Genomic DNA, 24,055 nt, shown 5'->3' on the forward strand with positions numbered 1-24,055 from the left:
CCGGATCGACCCACCGTTCGCCGTCTTTCACCCACACCGCACCGGAACACCACCATGAAAAAATTCCTGTTCGCGCTGCCGCTCGCCGCGGCCGCTACCGCCCACGCGCAAAGCAGCGTCACGCTGTACGGCATCGTCGAGGATGGCGTCGACTACGTATCGAACGTGCAAGGCAAGCATCTCGTGCAGCTCGCATCGGGCGTGACGGCCGGCAGCCGCTGGGGCGTGCGCGGCACCGAGGATCTCGGCGGGGGCCTGAGCGCGATCTTCCGGCTCGAAAGCGGCTTCGACATCAACTCCGGCCGCCTCGGCAGCGGGCTCGCGTTCTCGCGCAATGCCTACGTCGGCCTGAACGACACGAAGCTCGGCACGCTCACGCTCGGCCGCCAGTGGGATTCGATCGTCGACTACGTCGAGCCGTTCACGCTGAACGGCAACATCGGCGGCTACTACTTCGCGCACCCGAACGACATGGACAACACCGACAACGGCTTCCCGATCTCGAACGCGGTCAAGTACCGCAGCCCGACGATCGCGGGCTTCACGTTCGGCGGCCTCTATGCGTTCGGCGGGCAGCCGGGGCGCTTCTCCGACAACGCGACGTTCAGCGTCGGTGCGAACTACGCGGCGGGGCCGATCGGCGTCGGTATCGGTTATCTGCGCGTCAACAACCCGGGCGTGTCGACGCAGGGTTATCAAAACTATCCGGGCTTCACGAACGCGATCTACGGCAACTATCTCGATGCGGCGCGTGCGCAGAAGGTGTTCGGCGTCGGCGCGTCGTACCAGGTCGTGCAGTGGCTCAAGCTGCTGGCCGACTTCACGAACACGAACTTCCAGCAGGGCAGCGCGGGGCACGACGCGACGTTCCAGAACTACGAGCTGTCGACGCTCATCACGCCGACACCCGCTGTGACGGTCGGCGCAGGCTACACATACACGACGGGCCGCGACCACGCGACGAACGCGGAGCCGAAGTATCACCAGTTCAACCTGAGCGTCGAATACGCGCTGTCCAAGCGCACGAGCGTCTATGTGATGGGCGCGTTCCAGAAGGCGGCGGGCGATGCGCCGGTCGCGCAGATCGCGGGTTTCAATCCGTCGAGCAATCAGAAGCAGGCAGTCGGGCGTGCCGGCATTCGCCACGTGTTCTGACGTTCCCGGCGGCTGACGGCCGGGCGTGGCGCCCGCCGTCGGCTGTTCCGTTCGCCATCGCTTCCTCTACACGATTCGATCAGTATGCCTATTCATTCAATCCGGAATGCCAGCGGCCGGCGACGCCTCCTGTCGACCATCGGCGCATCGCTGATCGCGTGCACGATCGCCGACGACGTCGCGGCGCAGTCGTCCGTATCGCTGTACGGGCTGACCGACGTTTATATCGGCACGCAAAAGAGTCTCGGCAAGCCGCGCGCGGTTGCGATGAATTCGGGCGGCTTCACGACGAGCTTCTGGGGGATCGGCGGCCGCGAGGATCTCGGCGGCGGTTATGCGCTGCAGTTCGCGCTCGAGGCGTTCATGCGCCCGTCGAACGGCGGCGCCGGCCGCTTCAGCGGCGATACGTTCTTCGGGCGCAACGCGTATGTCGGCGTTTCCACACCGTACGGCGTGCTGCGCGCGGGACGCAACACGACGCCGTATTACATCTCCGTCGTGCGCTTCAACCCGTTCTCGACGTCGTTCGGTTTTTCGCCGACGCTGAACCAGATGTACAAGGGCGTCGCGGGGCAAGGCCTCGTCGGCGACAACGGCTGGAGCAATTCGGTGCTGGTTACGACGCCGGGCGAGCATGCGCTGCAGGCAAGCCTGATCTATGCGACGGGCAACGAGCCCGGCCACACCGGCGCGAACCAGTGGGGCGGCAGCGTCACCTACGACCGGCAACGCGCATTCAGCGCGACACTCGCGTTCCAGCAGGCGCGCTACGACCGCGCGCCGGGCGACCTGACCGCATCGATCGCCGGCTTCACGCAGCAGGACGCCGTGCTGGCCGGCGTCGGCTACGACCTGAAGTTCGTGAAGCTCACCGCGTTCTACCAGTACGTGCACGACGCGATCGACGGCGGCGGGCTCGGCACGCATAGCGGCCAGGTGGGTGCGGCCGTGCCGCTCGGCTTCGGCACGCTGCTCGCGTCGGTCATGGCCGCGAAAAGCCACGGGCGCGACCGCCCGTCGAGAACGACCTGGGCGCTCGGTTACGACTACCGGCTGTCGAAACGGACCGACGTCTACGTCGCGTTCATGCGCGATCGCGCGAGCGGAGTCGGGAATGGCGATTCGGCGGGGCTCGGCCTGCGCACCGCATTCTGAGTTCGCGCGCGGTGCGCGCTCAAGCGTCGACTTCGGCGTGCAGCAGCAACACCGCGTCGCGCTTCTCCAGCAGATGGCGCCGCAGGATCGCCGCGAGCGCCTTGCCGTCGCGCGCCTCCAACGCCTTGATCATCTCCTCGTGATCGTGCACCGCGCGATCCCACTTCTCGACGTGCTGGTTCGAGCGGAACCGCATCGACATGATCCGGCGGTTGATCGACTGGTACGTGCCGCGCAGCGCCGAGTTGCGCGCGGCCTCGTTGATGCGGTCGTGGATTTCCTGGTTGCGGCTGTAGTAGCCGGGCAGGTCGTTCTGCATCCGGCACGCGAGCATCGAGTAGTGCAGCGCCTTGATCTCCGCGAGTTCGGCCGGCGTGATGCGCTCGCAGGCCAGCTCGCCTGAGAACGCCTCCAGCCCCGACATCAGCTCGAACGTCTCGCGGATCTCCGATTCGCTCATCCGGTACACGCTCGCGCCGCGGTTCGGCGACAGCACCAGCAGCCCCTCGGCCGCCAGCACCTTGAACGCCTCGCGCAGCGGCGTGCGCGAGATGCCGAGCGTCTCGCACAGCTCGCGCTCGTTCAGCCGCATGCCCGGCGTGAGCACGCCTTCCACGATGAATTTGCGCAGGTGCTCGACCACCGTGTCGTGCAGCCGCTGCCGCTCCAGTTTCGGCAATGCCGGCGCGCCGCCGACATGCTCCAGATCATTCAAATCTTGCATGCAAAGTCCTTCCTTCTTGCCTCACGCGATTCTACTGCAACTCGCCCGACCCGAATATCACCCCGCCAATGTCGGGTAAACACCGGCATTTTCGGCGAAATCAACACTTGGTTTTGTCGTGATCGCTCTGCTAAAGTATTTTGCATGCAAAATTCAAAATGCAACCAAGGAGACAGAACGACCATGCTGCACCTCGACTTTCATCCGTCCGGCCGCCACTTCCTGCAGATTCCGGGGCCGAGCCCGGTGCCCGACCGCATCCTGCGGGCGATGAGCTATCCGACCATCGACCACCGTGGCCCCGAATTCGGCGCGCTCGGCCTCAAGGTGCTCGCCGGCATCAAGAAGATCTTCAAGACCACGCAGCCGGTGATCATCTATCCGGCGTCGGGCACCGGCGCGTGGGAAGCCGCGCTGACCAACACGCTGAGCGCCGGCGACACCGTGCTGATGTTCGAGACGGGCCACTTCGCGACGCTGTGGAAGAAGATGGCCGAGGCGCTCGGCCTGAAGCCCGAATTCCTCGGCCTGCCCGGCATCGAAGGCTGGCGCCGTGGCGTGCAGCCCGACATGATCGAAGCGCGCCTGCGCGCCGACACCGCGCACGACATCAAGGCCGTGTGCGTGGTGCACAACGAGACGTCCACCGGCGTCACGTCCGATATCGCCGCGGTGCGCCGCGCGATCGACGCGGCCGGGCACCCGGCGCTGCTGATGGTCGACACGATCTCGGGGCTCGCGTCCGCCGACTACCGCCACGACGAATGGGGCGTCGACGTGACGGTGTCGGGCTCGCAGAAGGGGCTGATGCTGCCGCCGGGCATCAGCTTCAACGCGGTGTCGCCGAAGGCGCTCGCGGCGAGCGAGCACGCGAAGCTGCCGCGCGCGTTCTGGGGCTGGCACGAGATCATCGAAGCGAACAAGACCGGCTACTGGCCGTACACGCCGAACACCAACCTGCTGTACGGGCTGGCCGAAGCGCTCGACATGATCCTCGGCGAAGGGCTCGACGCCGTGTTCGCGCGCCACCAGCGGCTCGCGGAAGCGACGCGCCGCGCGGTGCGCGCATGGGGCCTCGAGATCCAGTGCGCGGACCCGGCCGTCTACAGCCCCGTGCTGACCGGCGTGATGATGCCCGACGGCGTCGACGCGGACGCCGTGCGCAAGCTCATCTACGAACGCTTCGACATGTCGCTCGGGCAGGCGCTCGGCAAGCTGCGCGGCAAGATGTTCCGGATCGGCCATCTCGGCGACTGCAACGACCTCACGCTGATGGCCACGCTCGCCGGCTGCGAGATGGGGCTGAAGCTCGCCGGCGTGCCGGTCGCCGCGAGCGGAGTCGTCGCGGCGATGGACTACCTCGCATCGAACACGCACACGCCCGCGCTGCGCGCGGCGGCCTGATCACATGGCCCGGCGGCACGCCGCCGGTCTCTCGCCCGTACCCCCTGCGGCCTGCGCACGACGCGCGGCCGCGCTGCATCGGCACGAAGCCGGACCCAGAACCGGCGCGGCTGCAAGCCAGACAACATCCAGGAGACACAACATGAAGCTGTTCCGAGCGACCGGCATCGTGCTGGTGATGCTGTGCGTGATGTACTTCATCACGTACCTCGATCGTGTGAACGTGAGCACGGCCGCCGCCGGGTTCGGCAAGGAATTCGGGCTGAACAAGACGGAGATCGGTCTCGTGTTCTCCGCGTTCGCGTATCCGTACCTCGTATTCCAGATCATCGGCGGCTGGGTCAGCGACCGCTTCGGCGCGCGCCGCACGCTGCTCGCGTGCGGGCTGCTGTGGGCCGTCGCGACGCTGCTCACCGGGATGGCCGGCGGCCTCGCGTCGCTGCTCGCCGCGCGCCTGCTGCTCGGGCTCGGCGAAGGCGCGACGTTCCCGGCGGCCACGTCGGCGATGTCGCGCTGGGTGCCGCGCGAGAAACGCGGCTTCGCGCAGGGCATCACGCACGCGTTCTCGCGCGTCGGCAACGCAGTCGCGCCGGCCGCCGTCGTCGCGGTGATGGCCGTGTACGGCTGGCGCGAATCGTTCTACATCTGCGGCGTGATCAGCATCGTGTGGGTCGTGGTCTGGGCGCTCGTCTATACCGAACACCCGAAGGACCACCCGCGCATCACGCAGGCCGAACTCGACGCGCTGCCGCCCCCGAAGCAGAAGCCCGCGACCGTGCCGTGGGGCCCGCTGTTCCGCCGGATGATGCCCGTCACGATCGTGTACTTCTGCTACGGCTGGACGCTGTGGCTGTTCCTGAGCTGGATTCCGCAGTACTTCCTGCACAGCTACGACCTCGACCTGAAGAAGTCCGCCGTGTTCGCGTCCGCGGTGTTCTTCGCGGGCGTGATCGGCGACACGCTCGGCGGCCTCGTCACCGACCGCATCTACGCACGCACCGGCAGCCTCAAGCGCGCGCGCAGCTGGATGGTGTCGATCTGCATGCTGTTCACGCTGCTGTCGCTGTTGCCGCTGCTGTTCACGCACCACCTGTACGTGTCGATGGCGTGCCTCGCGGCCGGCTTCTTCTTCGCCGAGATGACGATCGGCCCGATGTGGGCCGTGCCGATGGACATCGCGCCGGAATACTCGGGCACCGCGAGCGGGATGATGAATTCCGGCTCCGCGCTCGCGGCGATCCTGTCGCCCGTGATCTCCGGCTACGTGATCGACCGCTTCGGCAGCTGGGAGCTGCCGTTCATCGGCAGCATGGTGCTGATGGGCGTAGGCGTGCTGCTCGCGTTCCGCATGCAGCCGGAAAGCCGCTTCGCCGACACGCCCGCCGAACAGCGCGCCGCCAATCGCTCGCCGGCCTGATGCCCACGGGGCGCTGTCGCCGCCCCGCTTTTTTCTCGACTCGTCACCATGACCCAAGCTACCCATGACCTCGCCGCCCGGCTCGCCGCCGGCTGGCAACACGGCATCGCGTTCGCCGCGCTGCCGCCCGAACTCGTTCCCGCCAGCGCCGACGCCGCGTATGCGGTGCAGGCGCAAGTGCTCGCCGAACGCAGCGCCGCGATCGGCGCGTGGAAGGTCGGCGCGAAACAGCCCGACGGGCCGATCCAGGGCGCGCCGCTGCCCGACGACTGCCGGCACGCGAGCGGCATCACGCTGCCGCGCGGCGCGTTCCGGCCGCTCGGCCTCGAACTGGAGATCGCGTTCCGCTTCGGCCGTGACTTCGCGCCTCGCGCCGACGCGTATGCCGACGACGAAGTGTTCGACGGCATCGCGCAGATGGGCGCCGCGATCGAGATCGTCGCGAGCCGTTTCCGCGAATGGCCGGACGTCGCGCCCGCCGCACAGCTCGCCGACCTGCAGAACCACGGCGCGCTCGTGCTCGGCGAGATGACCGGTTATCGCGCCGATTTCCCGTTCGTCGCGCCCGCCCCCGCGTTCGCGTTCGACGGGCAGGACATCGCAAGCGCCACGCCCGGTACCAACCCCGCCGGCGACCCGCGCCGCCTGCTGCCGTGGCTCGTCAATCACGCCTCGCGGCGCGGCATCGCGCTGCCGGCCGGCACCGTCGTCACGACCGGCTCGTACACGGGCATGTATTTCCCGCAGGCTGCGGGCACGGCCATCGGCCGCATGCCGGGGCTGCCGCCCGTCAGCGTCACGCTCGCCTGATCCGTTCGTCTTCTCTCGCTACCGACCGCCGCCATGAAATCCGCCGTCTCGCCTTCGCTGGTCCGCCCCGTCCATCTCGTGCCGTCGCAAGGCGCCGCGCTGTCGCCGCTGTTCGAGCGGCTGCGCACGGAAATGCGCGGCGACGTCCATGCCGACCGCGCGAGCCGCGGCCGCTACGCGACCGATGCGTCGATCTACCAGATCATGCCGCTCGGTGTCGTCGTGCCGCGCGACCAGGACGACCTGCGGATCGCGCTCGACATCGCGCGCGACCGCAAGATCCCCGTGCTCGCGCGCGGCGCCGGCACGAGCCAGTGCGGGCAGACGGTCGGCGAGGCGCTCGTCGTCGACAACAGCAAATGGCTGAACCGGATCGTCGAATTCGATGCACAGGCGCGCACCGTCACCGTCGAGCCCGGCATCGTGCTCGATCACCTGAACGCGTGGCTGAAGCCGCACGGGCTGTGGTTCCCGGTCGACGTGTCGACCGGCGCGCAATGCACGATCGGCGGGATGGCCGGCAACAACTCGTGCGGGTCACGCTCGATCGAGTACGGCAACATGGTGCACAACGTGCTCGCGATCGACGCGATCCTCGCCGACGGCAGCGAATGCCGGTTCGGCTCGCTCGCGCAGCCGGTCACCGACCGCCGCACGCTCGACCTGCTGCACGGGGTCGAACGGATCGCGCAGCGCGAGCGCGACGAGATCGTCGAACGCGTGCCGAAGGTGCTGCGCCGTGTGGCCGGCTACAACCTCGACCTGTTCGACTGCCAGAACCCGCGCGCATACACCGACGACGGCCACGCGAATCTCGCGCACCTGCTCGTCGGTTCGGAAGGCACGCTGGCCCATAGCCGGCAGATCACGCTGAAGCTCGCGCCGCTGCCCGCGCACAAGGCGCTCGGCGTCGTGAACTTCCCGACCTTCTATCAGGCGATGGATACCGCGCAGCACATCGTGAAGCTGAAGCCGGTGGCCGTCGAGCTCGTCGATCGCACGATGATCGACCTGTCGAGGGAGAACCCGGCGTTCCGGCCCGTGATCGAACAGGCGCTGGTCGGACAGCCGCAGGCGATCCTGCTCGTCGAGTTCGCCGGCGAATCGCGCGATGCGCAGCTGACGCAGCTCGACCGGCTCACCGAACTGATGGCCGATCTCGGCCTGCCCGACAGCGTCGTGAAGATGACCGATGCCGGCGCGCAGAAGGCGCTGTGGGACGTGCGCAAGGCCGGGCTGAACATCATGATGAGCATGAAGGGCGACGGCAAGCCGGTGTCGTTCATCGAGGATTGCGCGGTGCCGCTCGAACATCTGGCCGAATACACGCGCCGCCTGACCGACGTGTTCCACAAGCACGAAACCGAAGGCACGTGGTACGCGCACGCAAGCGTCGGCACGCTGCACGTGCGGCCGATCCTCGACATGCGGCGCGACGGCGCGGCGCGCATGCGCGAGATCGCCGACGAAGCCGCGGCGCTCGTGCGCGAATACAAGGGCGCGTATTCGGGCGAACACGGCGACGGCCTGTGCCGCGGCGAATGGGTTGCGTGGCAGTACGGCCCGCGTCTCAATGCGGCGTTCGCGGAGATCAAGACGCTGTTCGATCCCGACAACCGCTTCAACCCCGACAAGATCGTCAATCCGCCGCGCATGGATGCGCGCGAAAATTTCCGTTTCGCGCCCGGTTATGCGGCGCTGCCGCTGCGGCCCGCACTCGACTGGTCGGCCTGGAACGTCACGCGCAACCCGCTGACCGGCGCAGAAACCGAACCCGGCACGGGCACCGACATCACGCACGGGCTCGCGTCGGCCGTCGAGATGTGCAACAACAACGGCCACTGCCGCAAGTTCGACGCGGGCACGATGTGCCCGAGTTACCGCGTGACGCGCGACGAGCAGCATGTGACGCGCGGCCGCGCGAACACGCTGCGGCTCGCGGTAACCGGCCAGCTCGGCACGGACGGCCTCGCCGGCGACGATGTGAAGGCCGCGCTCGACCTGTGCGTGTCGTGCAAGGGCTGCAAGCGCGATTGCCCCACGGGGGTCGACATGGCGCGTTTCAAGATCGAGGCGCGGCACGCGTGGAACCGCAAGCACGGCACGACGCTGCGCGAACGGCTCGTCGCGTATCTGCCGCGTTATGCGCCGTGGGCGGCACGGATGCGCGGCGCGATCGCGTTCGCGAACGGCGTGCCGGTCGTCGCGTCGTTGGTGAAGCGCTGGATCGGCCTTGCGCCGCAGCGTGCGCTGCCCGCGTTTGCGCGGCCGTTTCTGGGAGATGCGGATTCGGGTGCCGGTGCAACGTCGGCCGGCTCGACAACCCGCGACGTGCTGCTCTTCGTCGATACGTTCAGCAACTACCAGGAACCGGACAACGCACGCGCCGCGCAAGCCGTCCTCGAAGCCGCCGGCTATACCGTGCACTTCAACGTGCGCGCCGGCGAGCGGCCGCTGTGCTGCGGCCGCACGTTCCTCGCGGCCGGCCTCGTCGACGAGGCGAAGGCCGAAGCGAAGCGCACGCTCGACACGCTGCGGCCCTACCTCGAGCGCGGTGTCGCGATCGTCGGGCTGGAGCCGTCCTGCCTGCTGTCGATGCGCGACGAGTTTCTCGCGTATGGCTATGGTGAAGAAGCGGCACGGCTTGCTCGTCACGCGTTCCTGTTCGAGGAATTCCTGGTCCGCGAACAGGCAGCCGGCCGGCTGTCGCTGCCGCTCGATGCGATCGACGCGGCCGAAGCGCTGGTGCACGGCCACTGCCATCAGAAGGCCTTCGGCGCGTTCACGCCGGTACAGACCGTGCTGCGCTGGATTCCGGGGTTGAAGGTGTCGCCGGTCGAATCGTCGTGCTGCGGAATGGCCGGCAGCTTCGGCTATGAAGCCGAACACTACGATGCGTCGCAGGCGATGGCCGAGCTGTCGCTGCTGCCAGCCGTGCGTGCGCGGGCCGCAGGCACGATCGTCGTCGCGGACGGCACGAGCTGCCGGCATCAGATCCACGACGGCGCGCAGACGCAGGCCGTGCACGTGGCGAAAGTACTGGAGCAGGCGTTGCGCGGTCGATGACGATGCGGGGAACACGTGACCCAGGCGCGGCCCGCCTCGGTTACTGTGGCTCGCCCATTCCACCCATCAGCGTCATCAGCTGTTCGCGCAACCATTGACTACCCTGGTCCTGATCGGCGCTGCGATGCCAGTAGCAGAAGTAGTCGAGCCCCGGCATCTCGAACGGCAGTTCGAGGATGCGCGCCGGATAGCGCTGCAGCAGCCGCAGCGGCGCCGTCAGCGCGAGATCGCCGCGCATCGCGATCAGCGGCGCGACCATGTAGTGCTGCACGCGCATCTGGATGTTGCGGCGCAGCCCGAGGCGCGTCAGTTCCGCGTCGACGTGCCCGCTGCCCTTGCGGCGGCTCGACACATGGATATGCCCCATCGACAGGTAGTCGTCCATGGTCAGCGTATTGCCCTTGAACGGGTGATCGTCGCGGATCATGCACGCGTAACGATCGCGCACGAGCAGCGCCTGGTGCAGATGCGGATCGCCGATCAGCGGCGCGTCGATCGCGATGTCGACCGAGCCGTTCGCGAGCGCCGTGGCCACTTCACGGCGGTCCATCGTGTAGCTGCGCACGTGCATGCCGGGCGCATGCGTCTGCAGCAGTTCGCCGAGCGCGGGCAGCAGCAGCGCCTCGGTCAGGTCGCTCATGCTGAGCCGGAACACGCGCTCGGAAGAAGCCGGATCGAACACGTCGCCTTCGTGCGCGCTCGAATCGAGCAGCTGCAGCGCCTCGCGCACGCGGCCGACGATGTTCTCGGCCATCGGCGTCGGCATCATCCCGGCCGGCGTGCTGACGAACAGCGGATCGTTCAGCGTCTTGCGCAGCCGCGCCAGCGCATTGCTGACGGCCGGTTGCGTGAGGTTCAGCACCTCGGCCGCGCGCGTCAGGTTGCGCTTGTTGTAGATCGCCTCGAATACGACGAACAGGTTCAGATCAATCTTCGAAAGGCGCATCGCCGGATCTCCTTGCCGGCATCTTACGGCGCGCGCCTCTCGTTCGTCCATGCCGGCCCTGCGCGCCGCTCAACCGCGCGGCGGCGGCGTCAGGTAGGCCGCCGTCGAACCCGGCACGCCGTCCTTGATCTCCATCCGCGCGATCGCCTGCAGGTGCACCTCGTCCGGGCCGTCGGCGAAGCGCAGCGCGCGGCCCCAGGTCCACAGATCGGCGAGCGGCGTATCGGGGCTCAACCCCGCCGCGCCGAACACCTGCATCGCGCGGTCGCAAACGTCCGTATAGACGGTCGGCACCAGCGCCTTGATCATCGAGATTTCCTTGCGCGCGGCCTTCGCGCCGACCTTGTCGATCATCCACGCGGCCTTCAGCACCAGCAGGCGCGCCTGATCGATCTCGATGCGCGAGCGTGCGATCCATTCGCCGATCGTGCCGTGCCGGTTCAGCGGCTTGCCGAACGCCTCGCGCGACTGCGCGCGGTCGACCATCAGCTCCAGCGCAAGCTCGGCCGCACCGATCGAACGCATGCAGTGATGGATGCGGCCCGGCCCGAGGCGGGCCTGCGCGAGCGCGAAGCCGCTGCCTTCCTCGCCGAGCAGGTTGCGCGCCGGCACGCGCACGTTGTCGAACGTGATCTCGCAGTGCCCTTCCGGCGCGTGGTGATTGACCACCGTGATGTTGCGCACGATCGTCACGCCCGGCGTGTCGCGCGGCACGAGAATCATGCTCTGCTGCTGGTGCGACGCGGCCTCGGGATCAGTCTTGCCCATCACGATGAAGATCTTGCAGTTCGGATGCGCGGCGTTCGTGATGAACCACTTGCGACCGTTGATCACGTACTCGTCGCCCACGCGCTCGATGCGCGTCGTGATGTTCGTCGCATCCGACGACGCCACGTCGGGCTCCGTCATCGCGAACGCCGAGCGGATCTCGCCGCGCAGCAGCGGCAGCAGCCACTGTTCGCGCTGTTCGGGCGTCGCGAACATGTGCAACAGCTCCATGTTGCCCGTGTCCGGCGCGTTGCAGTTGAACACCTCCGACGCCCAGCTCACGCGCCCCATGATCTCGGCGAGCGGCGCGTATTCGAGGTTCGTCAGGCCCATGCCGGGCTCGTCGTCCTTCAGGTGCGGCAGGAACAGGTTCCACAGCCCTTCCGCCTTCGCGCGTTCCTTCAGCTCTTCCATGAACGACACGGGATACTGGCCCGCATGCACTTCATCGTTCCACTGGCGGATGCGCGGCACGATGTGCGCATCCATGAACGCCCGCACGCGCTCGCGCAGTTCTTCCACTTTCGGGGTGTAGCCAAAGTCCATGATCGACTCCTCGGGATTTTCGTGTTCCGTTCGTTCAGAAGGCCGAGACGCCGCCGTCGACGGCGACGGTCTGCCCGGTCAGATAAGTGTTTTCCTTCGCGCACAGCATCAGCATCGTCGCGACGATTTCGTCGGGCCGGCCGAGCCGCTTCATCGGCGAGCCCTGCGCGAGAAAGTCCTGGCGGTCGCTGATATCGCCGTCGGTGACCATCGGCGTCGTGCTGTAGAACGGGCACACCGCGTTCACGCGGATGCCGTGGCGCGCGTATTCGAGCGCGGCCGTCCTCGTGAGCCCGACCACCGCATGCTTCGACGCCGCGTACGCGGCCAGCTTCGGCGCGCCGCCGAGCCCGGCCATCGACGCGACGTTCAGGATCACGCCCTCGTGCTGCGCGAGCATCTGGCGGATCTGGTGCTTCATCCCGAAGAACACGCCCTTCGCGTTCACCGCGAAGCTCAGGTCGAGATCGGCTTCGTCGGTGTCGATCAGCGCCTTCATCGGCGGTGCGATGCCCGCGTTGTTGATGCCGACGTCGAGCCGCCCGAAGCGCGCGGCGGCCGCGTGCACCAGCGACGCGACGTCGGCCTCAATGCGCACGTCGCAGTGCTGCGCGATCACGTCGGCGCCGGCCGCGCGCAACGGTGCGGCCACGCGTTCGAGCGCCGCGTCGTTCAGGTCGCCGAGCGCGAGCCGCGCGCCCATCGCGGCCAGTTCGCTCGCGAGCAACGCGCCGAAGCCGCTCGCGGCGCCGGTGATCATCACGGCCTGTCCGGCGTAGCTGTCGAGTTTCATCACGCGCTCAGATCGTCAGGCCGCCGTCGACGACGATGCATTCGCCGTTCGTGTAGCTCGCCGCGTCCGACACGAGATACAGCACGGTGCCGGCCATTTCGCGCGGCTCCGCGTGGCGGCGCAGCGGGATCTTCGCCATCCAGTTCTCGTAGATGTCCTTGTCGGCGAACAGCGCGCCCGCGAACTTCGTCTTGGTCAGCCCCGGCAGCAGCGCATTCACGCGGATGCCCAGCGGCCCGCATTCCTTCGCGAACGCCTTCGTCATGTTGACGACGGCCGCCTTCGTGATCGAGTAGATGCCCTGCCGGTCGCCCGGCTGCAGCGCGTTCACCGACGCCGTGTTGACGATCGCACCGCCGCCGTGCGCCTTCATCAGCTTGCCGGCCTCGACCGACATGAAGAAGTAGCCGCGGATGTTCACGTCGACGGTCTTTTCGTACGCGGCGAGATCCGTATCGAGGATGTGCCCGAAATACGGGTTCGCGGCCGCGTTGTTCACGAGGATGTCGAGCCGCCCGTGCTTGCCGCGGATATGCTCGAACGTCGCGGCGATATCTTCCAGCCGCCCGACGTGGCAGGCCAGCGCCTCGGCGCGACCGCCCGCCGCGACGATCGCGTCGGCCACGGCCTGGCAGTCGTCGAGCTTGCGGCTCGACACGATCACGTGCGCGCCCTGCTCCGCGAGCAGTTTCGCGATTTCCTCGCCGATGCCGCGGCTCGCGCCCGTCACCAGCGCGATCTTGCCGGTCAGGTCGAACAGATTCGTTGCCATGTTGTCTCGCTCCTCCATTGATGGGTGTGTCGTTGTCGTGTCGACGCGTGACGATCGCGGCGTGTTCAGCGATGCGCGTCGATCACGCTCACGGCCAGTTCGGCCAGCCGCCCGGCCATCGCGCCGACGCGCAGCGCCTGCTCGCTCGACGCGTTGCCCTGCAGCGCGCGCGCCTTCACGCCCTGCGCGATCGACGCGAGCCGGAAGAAACTGAACGCGAGATAAAAGTGCCAGTCGCGGATCGGCTCGATCCCGCGCAGTTCGCAATAACGCGCGACGATCGCCGCTTCGTCCGGGATGCCGAGTTCGGCGCGATCCTGGCCCGCGAGCCCGCGCACCTGCCCGCCGGACGGCAGCCGCAGGCACATGCAGAAATACGCGAGATCGGCGAGCGGGTTGCCGAGCGTCGACAGTTCCCAGTCGAGCACGGCCTGCACGCGATAACCGTCGCGCGCGAACATCAGGTTGTCGATCCGGAAATCGCCGTGCACCAGCGCCGGCCGGCCCGTGTCCTCGGGGCACGCTTTCGGCAGCCAGTCGATCAGCGTCTCCATCGCGTCGAGGCGCTCGGTTTCGGCCGCGCGATACTGCTTCGTCCACACGCCGATCTGGCGCTCGAAGTAGTTGCCGGGGCGGCCGTAGTCGGCCAGGCCCACCGCGTCGACATCGACGTCGTGCAGCGCGGCCATCGTCTGCAGCAGCGCGTCGTAGCACGTCGCGCGATCGGCCTTCGGCAGTTCCGGCAGCGCGGGATCCCAGAAGATCCGGCCATCCTCGAAACTCATCACGTAGAACAGGCTGCCGATCACGTCGCGGTCTTCGCAGAGGTGATACGGCCGCGCGACCGGCACCGCGGTGCCCGACAGCGCGGTCAGCACGCGGAATTCGCGGTCGACCGCATGCGCGGATTTCAGCAGTTCGCCCGGCGGCTGGCGGCGCAGCACGTAGCGGCCGCTCTTCGCGTGCAGCAGGAAAGTCGGATTCGACTGGCCGCCGGCAAACTTCTCCAGGTCGACCGGGCCTTCGAAGCCCGGCACGTGCGCTTCCAGATAGGGGGTGAGGCGGGCTACGTCGAGTTGCTGGGAAGGGTTCGTCATCGTCGCGATCGTTCGTGGGTCAGCCGTAGGTTCGCAGCGCGTGTCGTTCGGGATCCTCCAGATGCGGGATGCCGTTGAACGACGCGAGGTGGAATGCATCGGCGTTGAAGAAAAACTGCGAAAGACTGCTGTTGCGGATCTGCAGGTTCAGCGCGATCGCGCTCGACGGCGGTGCGGCGAGCACCTGCTGCACGGTGACCGCGATCGGGCCGCCGGAGCTCACCGCGAGCACGCGCTGGCCGCCGCCGTGGCGGATCGCGGCGCGCGCGTCGGCGACACGCTGCTGGAAGTGCGCCCAGGTCTCGGGCGCCGCGTCGCCGAGCTGGTCCTCGGACCACAGCTGCAGCACCTGCCGGAGCGCGCGGAAATGCTCCTTCATCGATCCGGCCGCGAGCCGCGCGATCTCCGGATAGTCGCCGGCCGCCGCCGCGAACAGCCCGTGGAAGTCGTATTCGTTCAGGCCCGGATGGCGGTCGACCGGCGCGCCTTCGCGGCCCATCCCGCGCAGGATCGCGTCGACCGTCTGCGCATGCCGGTTCAGCGTGCCGCAGATCACGCGGTCGAACGTCAGGCCCTGCCGCGCGAAGTAATCGCCCAGCCAGATGCCCTGCTGTTCGCCGGCCGCGGAAAGCCGGTCGTAGTCGTCCGTGCCGAACGACGCCTGCCCGTGCCGTACCAGAAAGAGTTCAGCCATCGCATGCCCGCCGGATCAGAAGGATTCAGCATAGCCAGCGGGTGTACATTTTTAAACTTTATTTCTTGAATCTTCGGGTATTCACCCTGTGAATTCCCTCCCCGGGCGCTTGCGCCCGGGGATATGGCAAGCGCTGGCCGTTACCGGCCGGTCACGCGGAATGCGTGGCGCTTCCGTCGACGGCCACCTGCAGCGATCGTTCCGCCGCAGGCGTCACCAGTACGATCTTGCCGATGTGGCGGCCCGAATCCATCAGCTCGTGTGCGCTGCGCGCGTCGCGAAAATCGAACAGCCGGTAAACCTGCGGCTTGACGGCCCCTTGCCGGATCAACGGCCACACGGCCTCTTCGAGTTCGCGAATGATCTGCGCCTTCTCCGCGTAGGTGCGCGAGCGCAGCGTCGAGCCGATGTGCGTGAGCCGCTTCGTCAGCATCGGAAACAGATCGAGCTCCTTCGCGGGGCCCTTGATCACGCCGATCTGCACGATGCGGCCGTTGATCGCGGCCGCCGCGAAATTGCGCGCGACGTAGTCGCCGGCAATGATGTCGACGATCACGTCGACGCCCTTGCCGCCCGTGAAGCGCGCGACCTCCTCGACGAAATCCTCGCTGCGGTAGTCGATCGCGAGATCCGCGCCGAGCCGCATGCTCGCGTCGCGCTGCGCGTCCGAGCCGACGGTGGTGATGATCGTCGACGCGCCGAACGCCTTCGCCAGCATCGTCGCCGTCGTGCCGATCCCCGACGCGCCGCCGTGGATCAGCACGCTTTCGCCAGCTTTGAACCCACCGCGCTGGAACAGGTTCAGCCAGACCGTCATGAAGGTTTCCGGCAACGCCGCCGCTTCGGCCATGCCGAGGCCGTCGGGAATCGCGAGTGTGTTGCTTTCGTTCGCCACCGCGTATTCTGCGTAGCCGCCGCCCGGAATCAGCGCGCATACCCGATCGCCGACAACGAACCGCGTGACGTCGCGCCCGACCGCGACGACGTCGCCAGCGATCTCGAGGCCGGGAATGTCGGACGCGCCGGGCGGCGGATCGTACAGCCCCTTGCGCTGGAATACGTCGGGGCCGTTTACGCCGGCCGCGTGAATCCGGATCAGCACTTCGCCGGGGCCCGGCGACGGCACGGCGCGCGTGGCCGGTACGAGCACTTCGGGGCCGCCGGGACGCACGATCTCGATCGCGGTCATGTCGGCGGGGAGGGTTTGGGCATCGTCACTCACGATATGATCCTCAACGTTCGTCGATGCACTGTCGATTCGTGGGCCATCCCCGAATCGCCGCATCGCAATGTGTGTGAGGCCAGTCTATGGGCGATGCCGCTCGCGGGCACGCAGCGAATTGCCGATCGGGGAATGCAAAAATGCATCAGTCGGGACAAACGATGAATTGGGACGACGCGCGCGTATTCCTCGCGATTCATCGCGAACGCACGCTGCGCCGCGCGGCACAGACGCTCGGCGTCGATCAGGCAACGGTCGGGCGACGGCTCGCGACGCTCGAGCACATGCTCGGCGCGACGCTGTTCCTGCGCTCGTCGAAAGGCTATCTGCCCACGCCGGTCGGCGAACTGGCGCTGCGTGCCGCCGAGGCGATGGAGCAGCATGCGCACGAGCTGGTCCGGCTGACGCAGGGTGTCGACCGGCGGCTCGCCGGCGAGGTAAAGATCACGACGACCGATGCGCTCGCGATCGAGTTCGTGATGCCGTCGATCGCGCGGCTGCATGCGAAGCATCCCGACGTCTCCTTCGCGCTGAACACGTCGTCGCAAATCCTGAATCTCGCGAAGCGCGAAGCCGACATCGCGATCCGCACGGTGCGGCCCGACAACCCCGATCTGGTCGCGCGCCGCCTCGCGCACTGGGACATGGGCCTGTTCGCGTCGCACGACTATCTGCACCGGCACGGCGAGCCCGAGCGCGGCCACGCATTCGCGGGCCACGACCTCGTTGTCTACCAGCCGTACATCGACGCCAGCCGCAAGCCGACCCTCGCCGGCGAACCGATCGACGGCGGGCGCATCGTCGCGCGCATGAACTCGAACCTGATGGCGCGCGCCGCGGTGCGCTCGGGCCTCGGCATCGGCGAGATTCCCGTCTACATGGGCGAGCGCGACGGGCTCGTCCGCCTGTGGCCGGAGCGTGTGAGGCAGGCGCCTTACGAGGTCTGGCTCGTCACGCACCGCGACCTGCGCCACACCGCGCGCATCCGCGCGGCGATCGACGAGATCGTGGCGTCGTTTGCCGCGCCACGATGATGCGGGTCAAGCGCGAGCGCCTGCCAGCGCCGCCCGCCGCCGGTCATGCGTCGTCGCCGCGTCGCACCTGTGACGGATCGAGTGCCAACCCGTCACGTACCGCCTGCCCGCAGATCCAGGCGGCCATCCGTCTGCGTTCGATGGCGCGGCCCGTGCGGTAGTATGGCGACTCGATGGAACCCCGATGGATCTGAACGCGTGGCCATGCCCGAACTTTCTTCCTCTTCCGGCGCCGGCCAGGGCGCCCAGGCGCTTGTCCTCATCGCCGAGGACGAACCCGAGATCGCCGAGATCCTGATCGCCTATTTCGCGCGCAGCGGCCTGCGCACCGTGCACGCCGCCGACGGCCGCCGCGCGCTGGAGCTGCACCTGTCGCTCAAGCCCGACCTCGTGCTGCTCGACGTGCAGATGCCGCACGTCGACGGCTGGAAGGTGCTCGCCGAGATCCGCCATCGCGGCGACACGCCCGTGATCATGCTGACCGCGCTCGACCAGGACATCGACAAGCTGACCGGGCTGCGCATCGGCGCCGACGACTACGTGGTCAAGCCATTCAACCCCGCCGAAGTCGTTGCGCGCGCACAGGCCGTGCTGCGCCGCTCGATGGCAGGTTCCCGCCAGGAAGAACAACGCGTGCTGCGCGCCGCGCCGTTCGAGATCGATCCCGAACGCCACGAAGCGACGGTCGAGGTCGGCAGCACCCGGCACACGCTCGCGCTGACGCTCACCGAATTCAAGCTGCTCGCGCAGCTCGCGCGCGCGCCGCGCCGCGTGTTCAGCCGCGGCGAGCTGATGGCCACCTGTTTGCCGGAAGGCGATGCGCTGGAGCGCACGGTCGACAGCCACGTCAGCAAGCTGCGCAAGAAACTCGACGATCTCGGCGTCGCGGGCGTGCCGGTCAGCGTCCGCGGGGTCGGCTACAAGCTGTGGGGCGGCGAATGAAGCTCGACGGGCTGAGCCGCCAGATCGCGCTGACAATGGGCGCGATGGTGTTTGCCGTGACGCTGCTGATCGTCGTGACGGCCTACACGTTCTACTACTTCGCATTCAAGTACTGGCCCACGGAATTCAACCAGTCCGAGTGGCTGCCGACCGGGCCGGAATGGGTGTGGCTGATCTCGACCACGCTGGTCGGCCTCGCGCTCGCGGTGTTCGTCGCGATCCACCTGTCGCGCCGCATCCTCGTCCCGCTCAACTCGGTGACGGACAGCATCCGCCGCGTCGCGCGCGGCGATCTCGGCGCACGCGCCGTCGCCGGCGACCGTTCGCTGCACGAGGCCGCGCTGCTCGCCGACAACTTCAACGCGCTCGCGAGCGAACTGCAGCGCGTGACCGACGAACAGACGTTCTGGAACGCGGCGATCGCGCACGAACTGCGCACGCCCGTCACGGTGCTGCGCGGGCGGCTGCAGGGGCTCGCCGAAGGCGTGTTCACGCCCAGCGAGGCGCTGTATCGCAGCCTGCTCGCGCAGGTCGAAGGCTTGACGCGGCTGATCGAGGACCTGCGCGTGGTCAGCCTCGCCGATAGCGGCCACCTGAGCATCGAGATCCGCGACACCGATCTCGCCGCCGACGTGCGCGCCGTGGTCGACCTGTTCGCGCACGCGCTGCAGGCCGCCGGCCAGCATCCGGTGCTCGATCTCGACGCGCGGCCCATGCGCTGCGACCCGGTCCGTATCCGCCAGGCGTTGCTGGCGCTGCTGGAGAATGCGCGCCGCCATGCGGTGCCGGGTGCGATCCGGATCCAGACGCGCATCGAAGACGGGATGTGCCGGCTGCGTGTCGAGGACGACGGCCCCGGCATCCCGGCCGATTTCGCGCCGCATGTGTTCCAGGCGTTCAGGCGCGTCGACGAGTCGCGGCCCGGCGGCAGCGGCCTCGGGCTCGCCGTCGTCGCGGCGATCGCGCATGCGCACCACGGCGAAGCCGTCTGCGTGCCGACGGGCGCCGGCGGAACACGGTTCGAGGTGCAGTGGCCCGATCACCTCGTGCCGGCGCGAGAGGACGAGCGCTTCCCGGCCTGAACCGCCGCCGTCACGACTTCACGCGTGCGGCTCGCGCCCGACCTGTTCGAGCGGCGGGCTGAACCCGAGCACCGTGTATTGCGTCACGGACACCGTCCCTTTCCCCGCCGCGCCCCGCACGACGACCGCACGCACGGCGCCGGCCCGGTCGAACTTCAGGTTCGTGCCGACGGTCGCGTTGCGCAGCGCCTCGAGTTCCTCGATCCGCGCGATCGCCAGCTTGCGCACCGCGCCGGACACGTACACCGGCAGGAACACCAGCGCGATGAAAATCGACACCGCGTCCTTCGACACGCTGTCCAGCATCGGCTGGCCCGACATCACGAGCGACAGCGACGTCGCGGCGACGAAGATCGCCAGCACGGTCGCGCCCACGCCGAGCGACGAGAACCGCTCGGACGCCTTCTTCATGCGTGCCTTCACCAGCGCACGCGTGGTCGCGGACGTCACCAGCCATTCGCGCTGCGCGCCGTAATACCCGGCGATGCCGAGGAACAGCGTCGCGACCGCGCTGACGATGATGCCGCTGTACAGCGCATCGAACATCACGCAGACGAATTCGAGCACGCACACGACGACCAGCGGCACCAGCAGCAGACGGAACGAATAACCGTCGCGCCCGTGCCCCTGGATCCACCATTTCACCAGCGACAGCTGCCAGAAGCGGCTGTCCCGATGGAGCGAAAGTTCTTCGAAGTCCGTCAATTTCCCACCCGTGGAATCCCGTTGCGCCACCCGCGCCGCGTTGCCCGCGCCCGCCCGAAATGAAAATGAATACCTCAGGTTATCGATTGATCCCAAAGATTCATTAGACAGTGTCTCCGCCGCCGCGCGATGCTGGCCCCGCCACTGAACGCGGTGTCATTGCAACGCCGCACACGAGACCGGAGTGAGACACATGCCTGACGACCACCGTCAACGGCGCCGCACGTTATGGCTGCTGTGCGCGCTTTCGTTCATCCTCTACATCGATCGCGTCAACCTCGCGACCGCGGCCGGCGCGATCAAGGCCGAGCTCGGCCTGTCGAACACCGAGCTCGGCGTCGCATTCTCCGCGTTCGCGTATTCGTATGCAATCTGCCAGATCGGCGGCGGCTGGATCGCCGACCGGTTCGGCGCCCGCATCACGCTGATCGGCTGCGGACTGATCTGGGTCGTCTCGACCTTCGCGACGGGGCTCGTGCACAGTCTCACGCTGCTGTTCGCCGCGCGCCTGCTGCTCGGCATCGGCGAAGGCGCGACGCTGCCCGCCCAGTCCCGCGCGATCACGCACTGGTTCCCGCGCGAGCGGCGCGGCGTCGTGCAGGGCTTCACGCATTCGTTCTCGCGGCTCGGCAACGCGGTCGCGCCGCCGATCGTCGCCGCCTTGATGACCTGGCTGTCGTGGCGCGCCGCGTTCTTCGTGATCGGCGCGGTGACGCTGGTGTGGCTCGCCTGGTGGATCGTCGGTTTCCGCGAGCACCCGCTCGGCGACGAAGACGGCCGCAGCACGCGCGCCGCGCGCCCCGCACCGCCGTCCGGCCCGACGCCGTGGGGACCGCTGTTCCGCCGGATGGCGCCGACGATCTTCGTCTACTTCTGCTACGGCTGGACCGCGTGGCTGTTCTTCACGTGGCTGCCGACGTTCTTCCTGAACGGCCAGGGCCTGAACCTGAAGTCGACCGCGCTGTTCGCGTCCGGCGTGTTCTTCGCGGGCGTGGTCGGCGACACGCTCGGCGGCTGGCTCTGCGACCGGATCTACCGGAAGACCGGCAACCTCGCACTGTCGCGCCAGAGCGTGATCGTCACGAGCTTCGCCGGCGCACTCCTCTGCCTGCTGCCGCTCGCGTTCGTGCACTCGACGGCCGGCGTCGCGCTGTGCCTGTCAGGGTCGTTCCTGTGCCTGGAGCTGACGATCGGGCCGATCTGGGCCGTGCCGAGCGACATCGCGCCGACGCACGCCGGCATCGCGAGCGGGATGATGAATGCCGGTTCCGCGATCTCGGGGATCCTGTCGCCGATCCTGTTCGGTTATCTCGTCGACCGCACCGGCAGCTGGACGGTGCCGTTCATCGGCTCGGTCGCGCTGCTGCTGATCGGGATCGTCGCCGCGCTGCGGATTCGCCCGGACCGCACGCTGTGGGAAGCGATGCCGGTGCTCGTCGAGGCCCCCGTCGCGCCGTCGGCACGCTGACTTGGCTCGCCGCGCCTTCATCCGCGCCACCCGTGCCGGCATCACGCCTCACCGCGTTCCGCGACGCGTGATCGGCCCGGCCGGCGCACCGCGCCGTCAGGCGCCGCCCTCCTCCTCGACACCCTCGCGGTGAAACAGCGCGAGAAACTGCTGCGCGGGGATGCTCAGCGGCCGGTCGCGCCGCACGATGCTGCCGTACGACGGCAGCTTCTGTTCGAGCGCGTAATCGATGATCGAGACGAGCCCGTGCTCCGCGTTGCGCTGCGCGACCGTCAGCGGAATCACGCCGAGCATCGTCGAACGGTCGACGAGGTTCATCGTGGTCAGGATCGACCCCGTTTCGACCAGCCCGCGCGGCATCGGCTGGTGACGCGCATGAAACTCGCGCTCGACGACCTCGCGCGCCGGGCTGCCGGCCGGCTGCAGGATCCACGCGTAATCGAGCAGCGCGTCGAACCCGACCGGCCCGGCGCCCGCGAGCGGATGGTCGCGGCCCGCGATGATCGCGAGCGCCTCGTCGTCGACCACGCGAAAGTCGCAATCGGCCCCGACGTTGCGCCCGATCACCACTTCGAGCACGCCTTCGCGAAGCTGCGGCATCAGCCGGTCGCTCGTGTCCACCGCGATATCGATCGCGAGCAGCGGATAACGCGCCTTCAGCTGCACCAGCGCCTCGGTGAGCCGCCCCGGCGACGCCGCCATGATGCTGCCGATCGCCAGCCGCCCCGCGCTGCCGAGCTGCAGTTCGCCGAGCTCGCGGTTCAGCGCCTCCATGCTGCCGCGGATCCCGCGGAAATAGCCGAGCACGCGCTCGCCGGCCGGATTCAGCACCAGCCCGCGCCCGACGCGATCGAACAGCCGCTGGCCGAGCGCGCTCTCCAGTTCGGCCAGCATTTTCGTCGCCGCCGGCTGCGTGAGGCCCATCTGCTCGGCCGCCGCGCGCAGCGTCAGGCATTCGTCGACAGCAAGCAACAGCGCGATCTGCCGCATGCGCAGCCGGTTCAGCAGCTGCGGGGTCGAGTCTCGTCGGTCGATCGAGCCCATCTTTGATTACTCCAGGTTATCGATTCATCAAGAGTTTTCAATTTACCGACTCATTCCGTCTACCTAGCATCAACCCCATACACGAACGGCCATGCGCCGCCACCGGAGACACAGCATGCACACACCATCGACCGCCGCCCCCCTGCCCGTCGTCGCCCTGACGCTCGGCGACCCCGCCGGCATCGGCGCCGAACTGATCGCGAAACTGCTCGCGCGGCCCGACGCGACGGCTCACGCGAATCTCGTGCTGATCGGCGATCGCTGGCTGTGGGAAGCCGGCCAGCGCGTCGCCGGCGTGCAGGTCGACGTCGAACCCGTCGCGTCGCTCGCCGCGGCACGCGGCCGGCCGTCGACCGCGCGCGCCGCGTTCGTCGACGTCGAGACGGTCGATCCCACGCAGGTCACGGTCGGCCAGGCCGGCGCGCCCGGCGGCCACTCGACGCTCGCCGTGCTCGACCAGTGCCTCGACGCCGCGCTCGCCGGCGAGATCGACGCGATCTGCTTCGCGCCGCTGAACAAGTACGCGATGAAGCTCGGCGGGCTCCGCCACGACGACGAACTGCACCACTTCGCCGAAGCGCTCGGCGTGACCGACTATTTCTGCGAATTCAACACGCTCGGCGAACTGTGGACGGCGCGCATCTCGTCGCATATTCCGCTGAAGGATGCGGCGGGCTGCCTGAGCATCGAGCGGATCGAACAGGCATCCGAACTGATCTACCGGTCGCTGCTCGCGAACGGCGTCGCCGCGCCGAAGGTCGCGATCGCCGCGTTCAACCCGCACGGCGGCGACGGCGGCAGTTGCGGCCGCGAGGAAGTCGACATCATCGAGCCCGCGGTGCGCCGGCTGCAGTCGCGCGACTGGCCGACCGACGCGCCGTTCCACGGCCCGTTCCCCGCCGACACGATCTTCCTGAAGGCGCTGGCCGGCGACTACCAGGCGATCGTCACGATGTACCACGACCAGGGGCAGATCGCGATCAAGCTGCTCGGCTTCTCGCGCGGCGTGACCGTGCAGGGCGGGCTGCCCGTGCCGATCACGACGCCCGCGCACGGCACCGCGTACGACATCGCGGGCCGCGGCACCGCCGACGTCGGCGCCACCTGGCAGGCGCTGCAGATCGCGTGCCGGATGGGCGCCGCGCGCCGCACCCCCGCAGTTTCGGCGTGACGGCCAAGCCGGCCGCCCGCCTTTCACACACGACAACATC

21 protein-coding genes are annotated in these 24,055 nt (G+C 68.2%); 11 read left to right on the top strand and 10 right to left on the bottom strand.

All coding sequences use genetic code 11. The features are described from left to right. Positions 1 to 54: 54 nt before the first annotated feature. Positions 55 to 1,155, top strand: a complete 1,101-nt coding sequence (locus tag ACTRWB_RS04705) for a porin (RefSeq protein WP_446901110.1) — start codon at positions 55 to 57, stop codon at positions 1,153 to 1,155. Between the two features lie 84 nt (positions 1,156 to 1,239). Then, on the top strand, positions 1,240 to 2,310 hold the full coding sequence (locus tag ACTRWB_RS04710; protein ID WP_446901111.1) for a porin: 1,071 nt from the start codon (positions 1,240 to 1,242) through the stop codon (positions 2,308 to 2,310). A 19-nt stretch (positions 2,311 to 2,329) separates the two neighbouring features. On the opposite strand, the gene ACTRWB_RS04715 is transcribed toward ACTRWB_RS04710, so the two are convergent. Continuing rightward, the gene (locus tag ACTRWB_RS04715) at positions 2,330 to 3,034 is read right to left on the bottom strand and encodes a GntR family transcriptional regulator (protein WP_343491064.1); all 705 of its coding nucleotides are present in this window, start codon (positions 3,032 to 3,034) and stop codon (positions 2,330 to 2,332) included. Positions 3,035 to 3,217: 183 nt separating this feature from the next. On the opposite strand from ACTRWB_RS04715, the gene ACTRWB_RS04720 reads away from it, so the two are divergent. The 4 genes from ACTRWB_RS04720 (at position 3,218) to ACTRWB_RS04735 (ending at position 9,731) form a co-directional block, all read left to right on the top strand. Beyond that, positions 3,218 to 4,438: a pyridoxal-phosphate-dependent aminotransferase family protein gene (locus ACTRWB_RS04720; protein WP_446901112.1), complete on the top strand. Its 1,221-nt coding sequence runs from the start codon at positions 3,218 to 3,220 to the stop codon at positions 4,436 to 4,438. A gap of 142 nt (positions 4,439 to 4,580) precedes the next feature. Further along, positions 4,581 to 5,855, top strand: a complete 1,275-nt coding sequence (locus ACTRWB_RS04725; RefSeq protein WP_129516225.1) for an MFS transporter — start codon at positions 4,581 to 4,583, stop codon at positions 5,853 to 5,855. Positions 5,856 to 5,903: 48 nt separating this feature from the next. Beyond that, the gene (locus tag ACTRWB_RS04730; protein WP_446901113.1) at positions 5,904 to 6,665 is read left to right on the top strand and encodes a 2-keto-4-pentenoate hydratase; all 762 of its coding nucleotides are present in this window, start codon (positions 5,904 to 5,906) and stop codon (positions 6,663 to 6,665) included. Positions 6,666 to 6,698: 33 nt separating this feature from the next. After that, complete coding sequence (locus ACTRWB_RS04735; RefSeq protein WP_446901114.1) at positions 6,699 to 9,731, top strand: FAD-binding and (Fe-S)-binding domain-containing protein; 3,033 nt, start codon at positions 6,699 to 6,701, stop codon at positions 9,729 to 9,731. A 40-nt stretch (positions 9,732 to 9,771) separates the two neighbouring features. Here ACTRWB_RS04735 and ACTRWB_RS04740 read toward each other — a convergent pair whose 3' ends face one another. The 7 genes from ACTRWB_RS04740 to ACTRWB_RS04770 form a co-directional block, all read right to left on the bottom strand. Then, entirely contained in the window at positions 9,772 to 10,677 is a 906-nt protein-coding gene (locus ACTRWB_RS04740; protein ID WP_343491070.1) for a LysR family transcriptional regulator, read from the bottom strand. Positions 10,678 to 10,746: 69 nt separating this feature from the next. Next, entirely contained in the window at positions 10,747 to 11,991 is a 1,245-nt protein-coding gene (locus tag ACTRWB_RS04745) for an acyl-CoA dehydrogenase family protein (protein WP_419688160.1), read from the bottom strand. 34 nt (positions 11,992 to 12,025) lie between these two features. After that, positions 12,026 to 12,784, bottom strand: a complete 759-nt coding sequence (locus ACTRWB_RS04750) for an SDR family NAD(P)-dependent oxidoreductase (protein WP_446901115.1) — start codon at positions 12,782 to 12,784, stop codon at positions 12,026 to 12,028. 7 nt (positions 12,785 to 12,791) lie between these two features. Next, the gene (locus ACTRWB_RS04755; RefSeq protein ID WP_034181113.1) at positions 12,792 to 13,556 is read right to left on the bottom strand and encodes an SDR family oxidoreductase; all 765 of its coding nucleotides are present in this window, start codon (positions 13,554 to 13,556) and stop codon (positions 12,792 to 12,794) included. A 65-nt stretch (positions 13,557 to 13,621) separates the two neighbouring features. Further along, positions 13,622 to 14,653, bottom strand: coding sequence for a phosphotransferase (locus tag ACTRWB_RS04760; RefSeq protein ID WP_446901116.1), 1,032 nt, complete (start codon positions 14,651 to 14,653; stop codon positions 13,622 to 13,624). 19 nt (positions 14,654 to 14,672) lie between these two features. After that, positions 14,673 to 15,347 (bottom strand): histidine phosphatase family protein, encoded by a 675-nt coding sequence (locus ACTRWB_RS04765; RefSeq protein WP_446901117.1) that lies wholly within the window; start codon positions 15,345 to 15,347, stop codon positions 14,673 to 14,675. Between the two features lie 151 nt (positions 15,348 to 15,498). Continuing rightward, the gene (locus ACTRWB_RS04770; protein WP_446901413.1) at positions 15,499 to 16,536 is read right to left on the bottom strand and encodes an NAD(P)H-quinone oxidoreductase; all 1,038 of its coding nucleotides are present in this window, start codon (positions 16,534 to 16,536) and stop codon (positions 15,499 to 15,501) included. Between the two features lie 194 nt (positions 16,537 to 16,730). Here ACTRWB_RS04770 and ACTRWB_RS04775 point away from each other — a divergent pair, with 194 nt between their 5' ends. From ACTRWB_RS04775 to ACTRWB_RS04785, 3 genes are all read left to right on the top strand, one after another. Beyond that, positions 16,731 to 17,603, top strand: a complete 873-nt coding sequence (locus ACTRWB_RS04775; RefSeq protein WP_446901118.1) for a LysR family transcriptional regulator — start codon at positions 16,731 to 16,733, stop codon at positions 17,601 to 17,603. A gap of 204 nt (positions 17,604 to 17,807) precedes the next feature. Then, complete coding sequence (locus ACTRWB_RS04780; protein ID WP_446901119.1) at positions 17,808 to 18,545, top strand: response regulator; 738 nt, start codon at positions 17,808 to 17,810, stop codon at positions 18,543 to 18,545. After that, the gene (locus tag ACTRWB_RS04785) at positions 18,542 to 19,627 is read left to right on the top strand and encodes an ATP-binding protein (RefSeq protein ID WP_446901120.1); all 1,086 of its coding nucleotides are present in this window, start codon (positions 18,542 to 18,544) and stop codon (positions 19,625 to 19,627) included. The genes ACTRWB_RS04780 and ACTRWB_RS04785 overlap by 4 nt, the downstream gene beginning before the upstream one ends. A gap of 18 nt (positions 19,628 to 19,645) precedes the next feature. Here ACTRWB_RS04785 and ACTRWB_RS04790 read toward each other — a convergent pair whose 3' ends face one another. Next, positions 19,646 to 20,332 carry a hypothetical protein gene (locus ACTRWB_RS04790; protein WP_446901121.1) on the bottom strand — a complete coding sequence of 229 codons (687 nt, stop codon included), beginning with the start codon at positions 20,330 to 20,332 and terminating at the stop codon, positions 19,646 to 19,648. A gap of 193 nt (positions 20,333 to 20,525) precedes the next feature. Between ACTRWB_RS04790 and ACTRWB_RS04795 the strand changes: the two genes are divergently transcribed. Then, entirely contained in the window at positions 20,526 to 21,800 is a 1,275-nt protein-coding gene (locus ACTRWB_RS04795; protein ID WP_446901122.1) for an MFS transporter, read from the top strand. 96 nt (positions 21,801 to 21,896) lie between these two features. On the opposite strand, the gene ACTRWB_RS04800 is transcribed toward ACTRWB_RS04795, so the two are convergent. Continuing rightward, positions 21,897 to 22,844: a LysR family transcriptional regulator gene (locus ACTRWB_RS04800; protein WP_446901123.1), complete on the bottom strand. Its 948-nt coding sequence runs from the start codon at positions 22,842 to 22,844 to the stop codon at positions 21,897 to 21,899. A gap of 115 nt (positions 22,845 to 22,959) precedes the next feature. Between ACTRWB_RS04800 and ACTRWB_RS04805 the strand changes: the two genes are divergently transcribed. Further along, the gene (locus tag ACTRWB_RS04805; RefSeq protein ID WP_446901124.1) at positions 22,960 to 24,015 is read left to right on the top strand and encodes a 4-hydroxythreonine-4-phosphate dehydrogenase PdxA; all 1,056 of its coding nucleotides are present in this window, start codon (positions 22,960 to 22,962) and stop codon (positions 24,013 to 24,015) included. The last annotated feature ends 40 nt before the right edge of the window (positions 24,016 to 24,055 follow it).

The sequence above is a fragment of the Burkholderia sp. YIM B11467 genome (assembly GCF_052952715.1).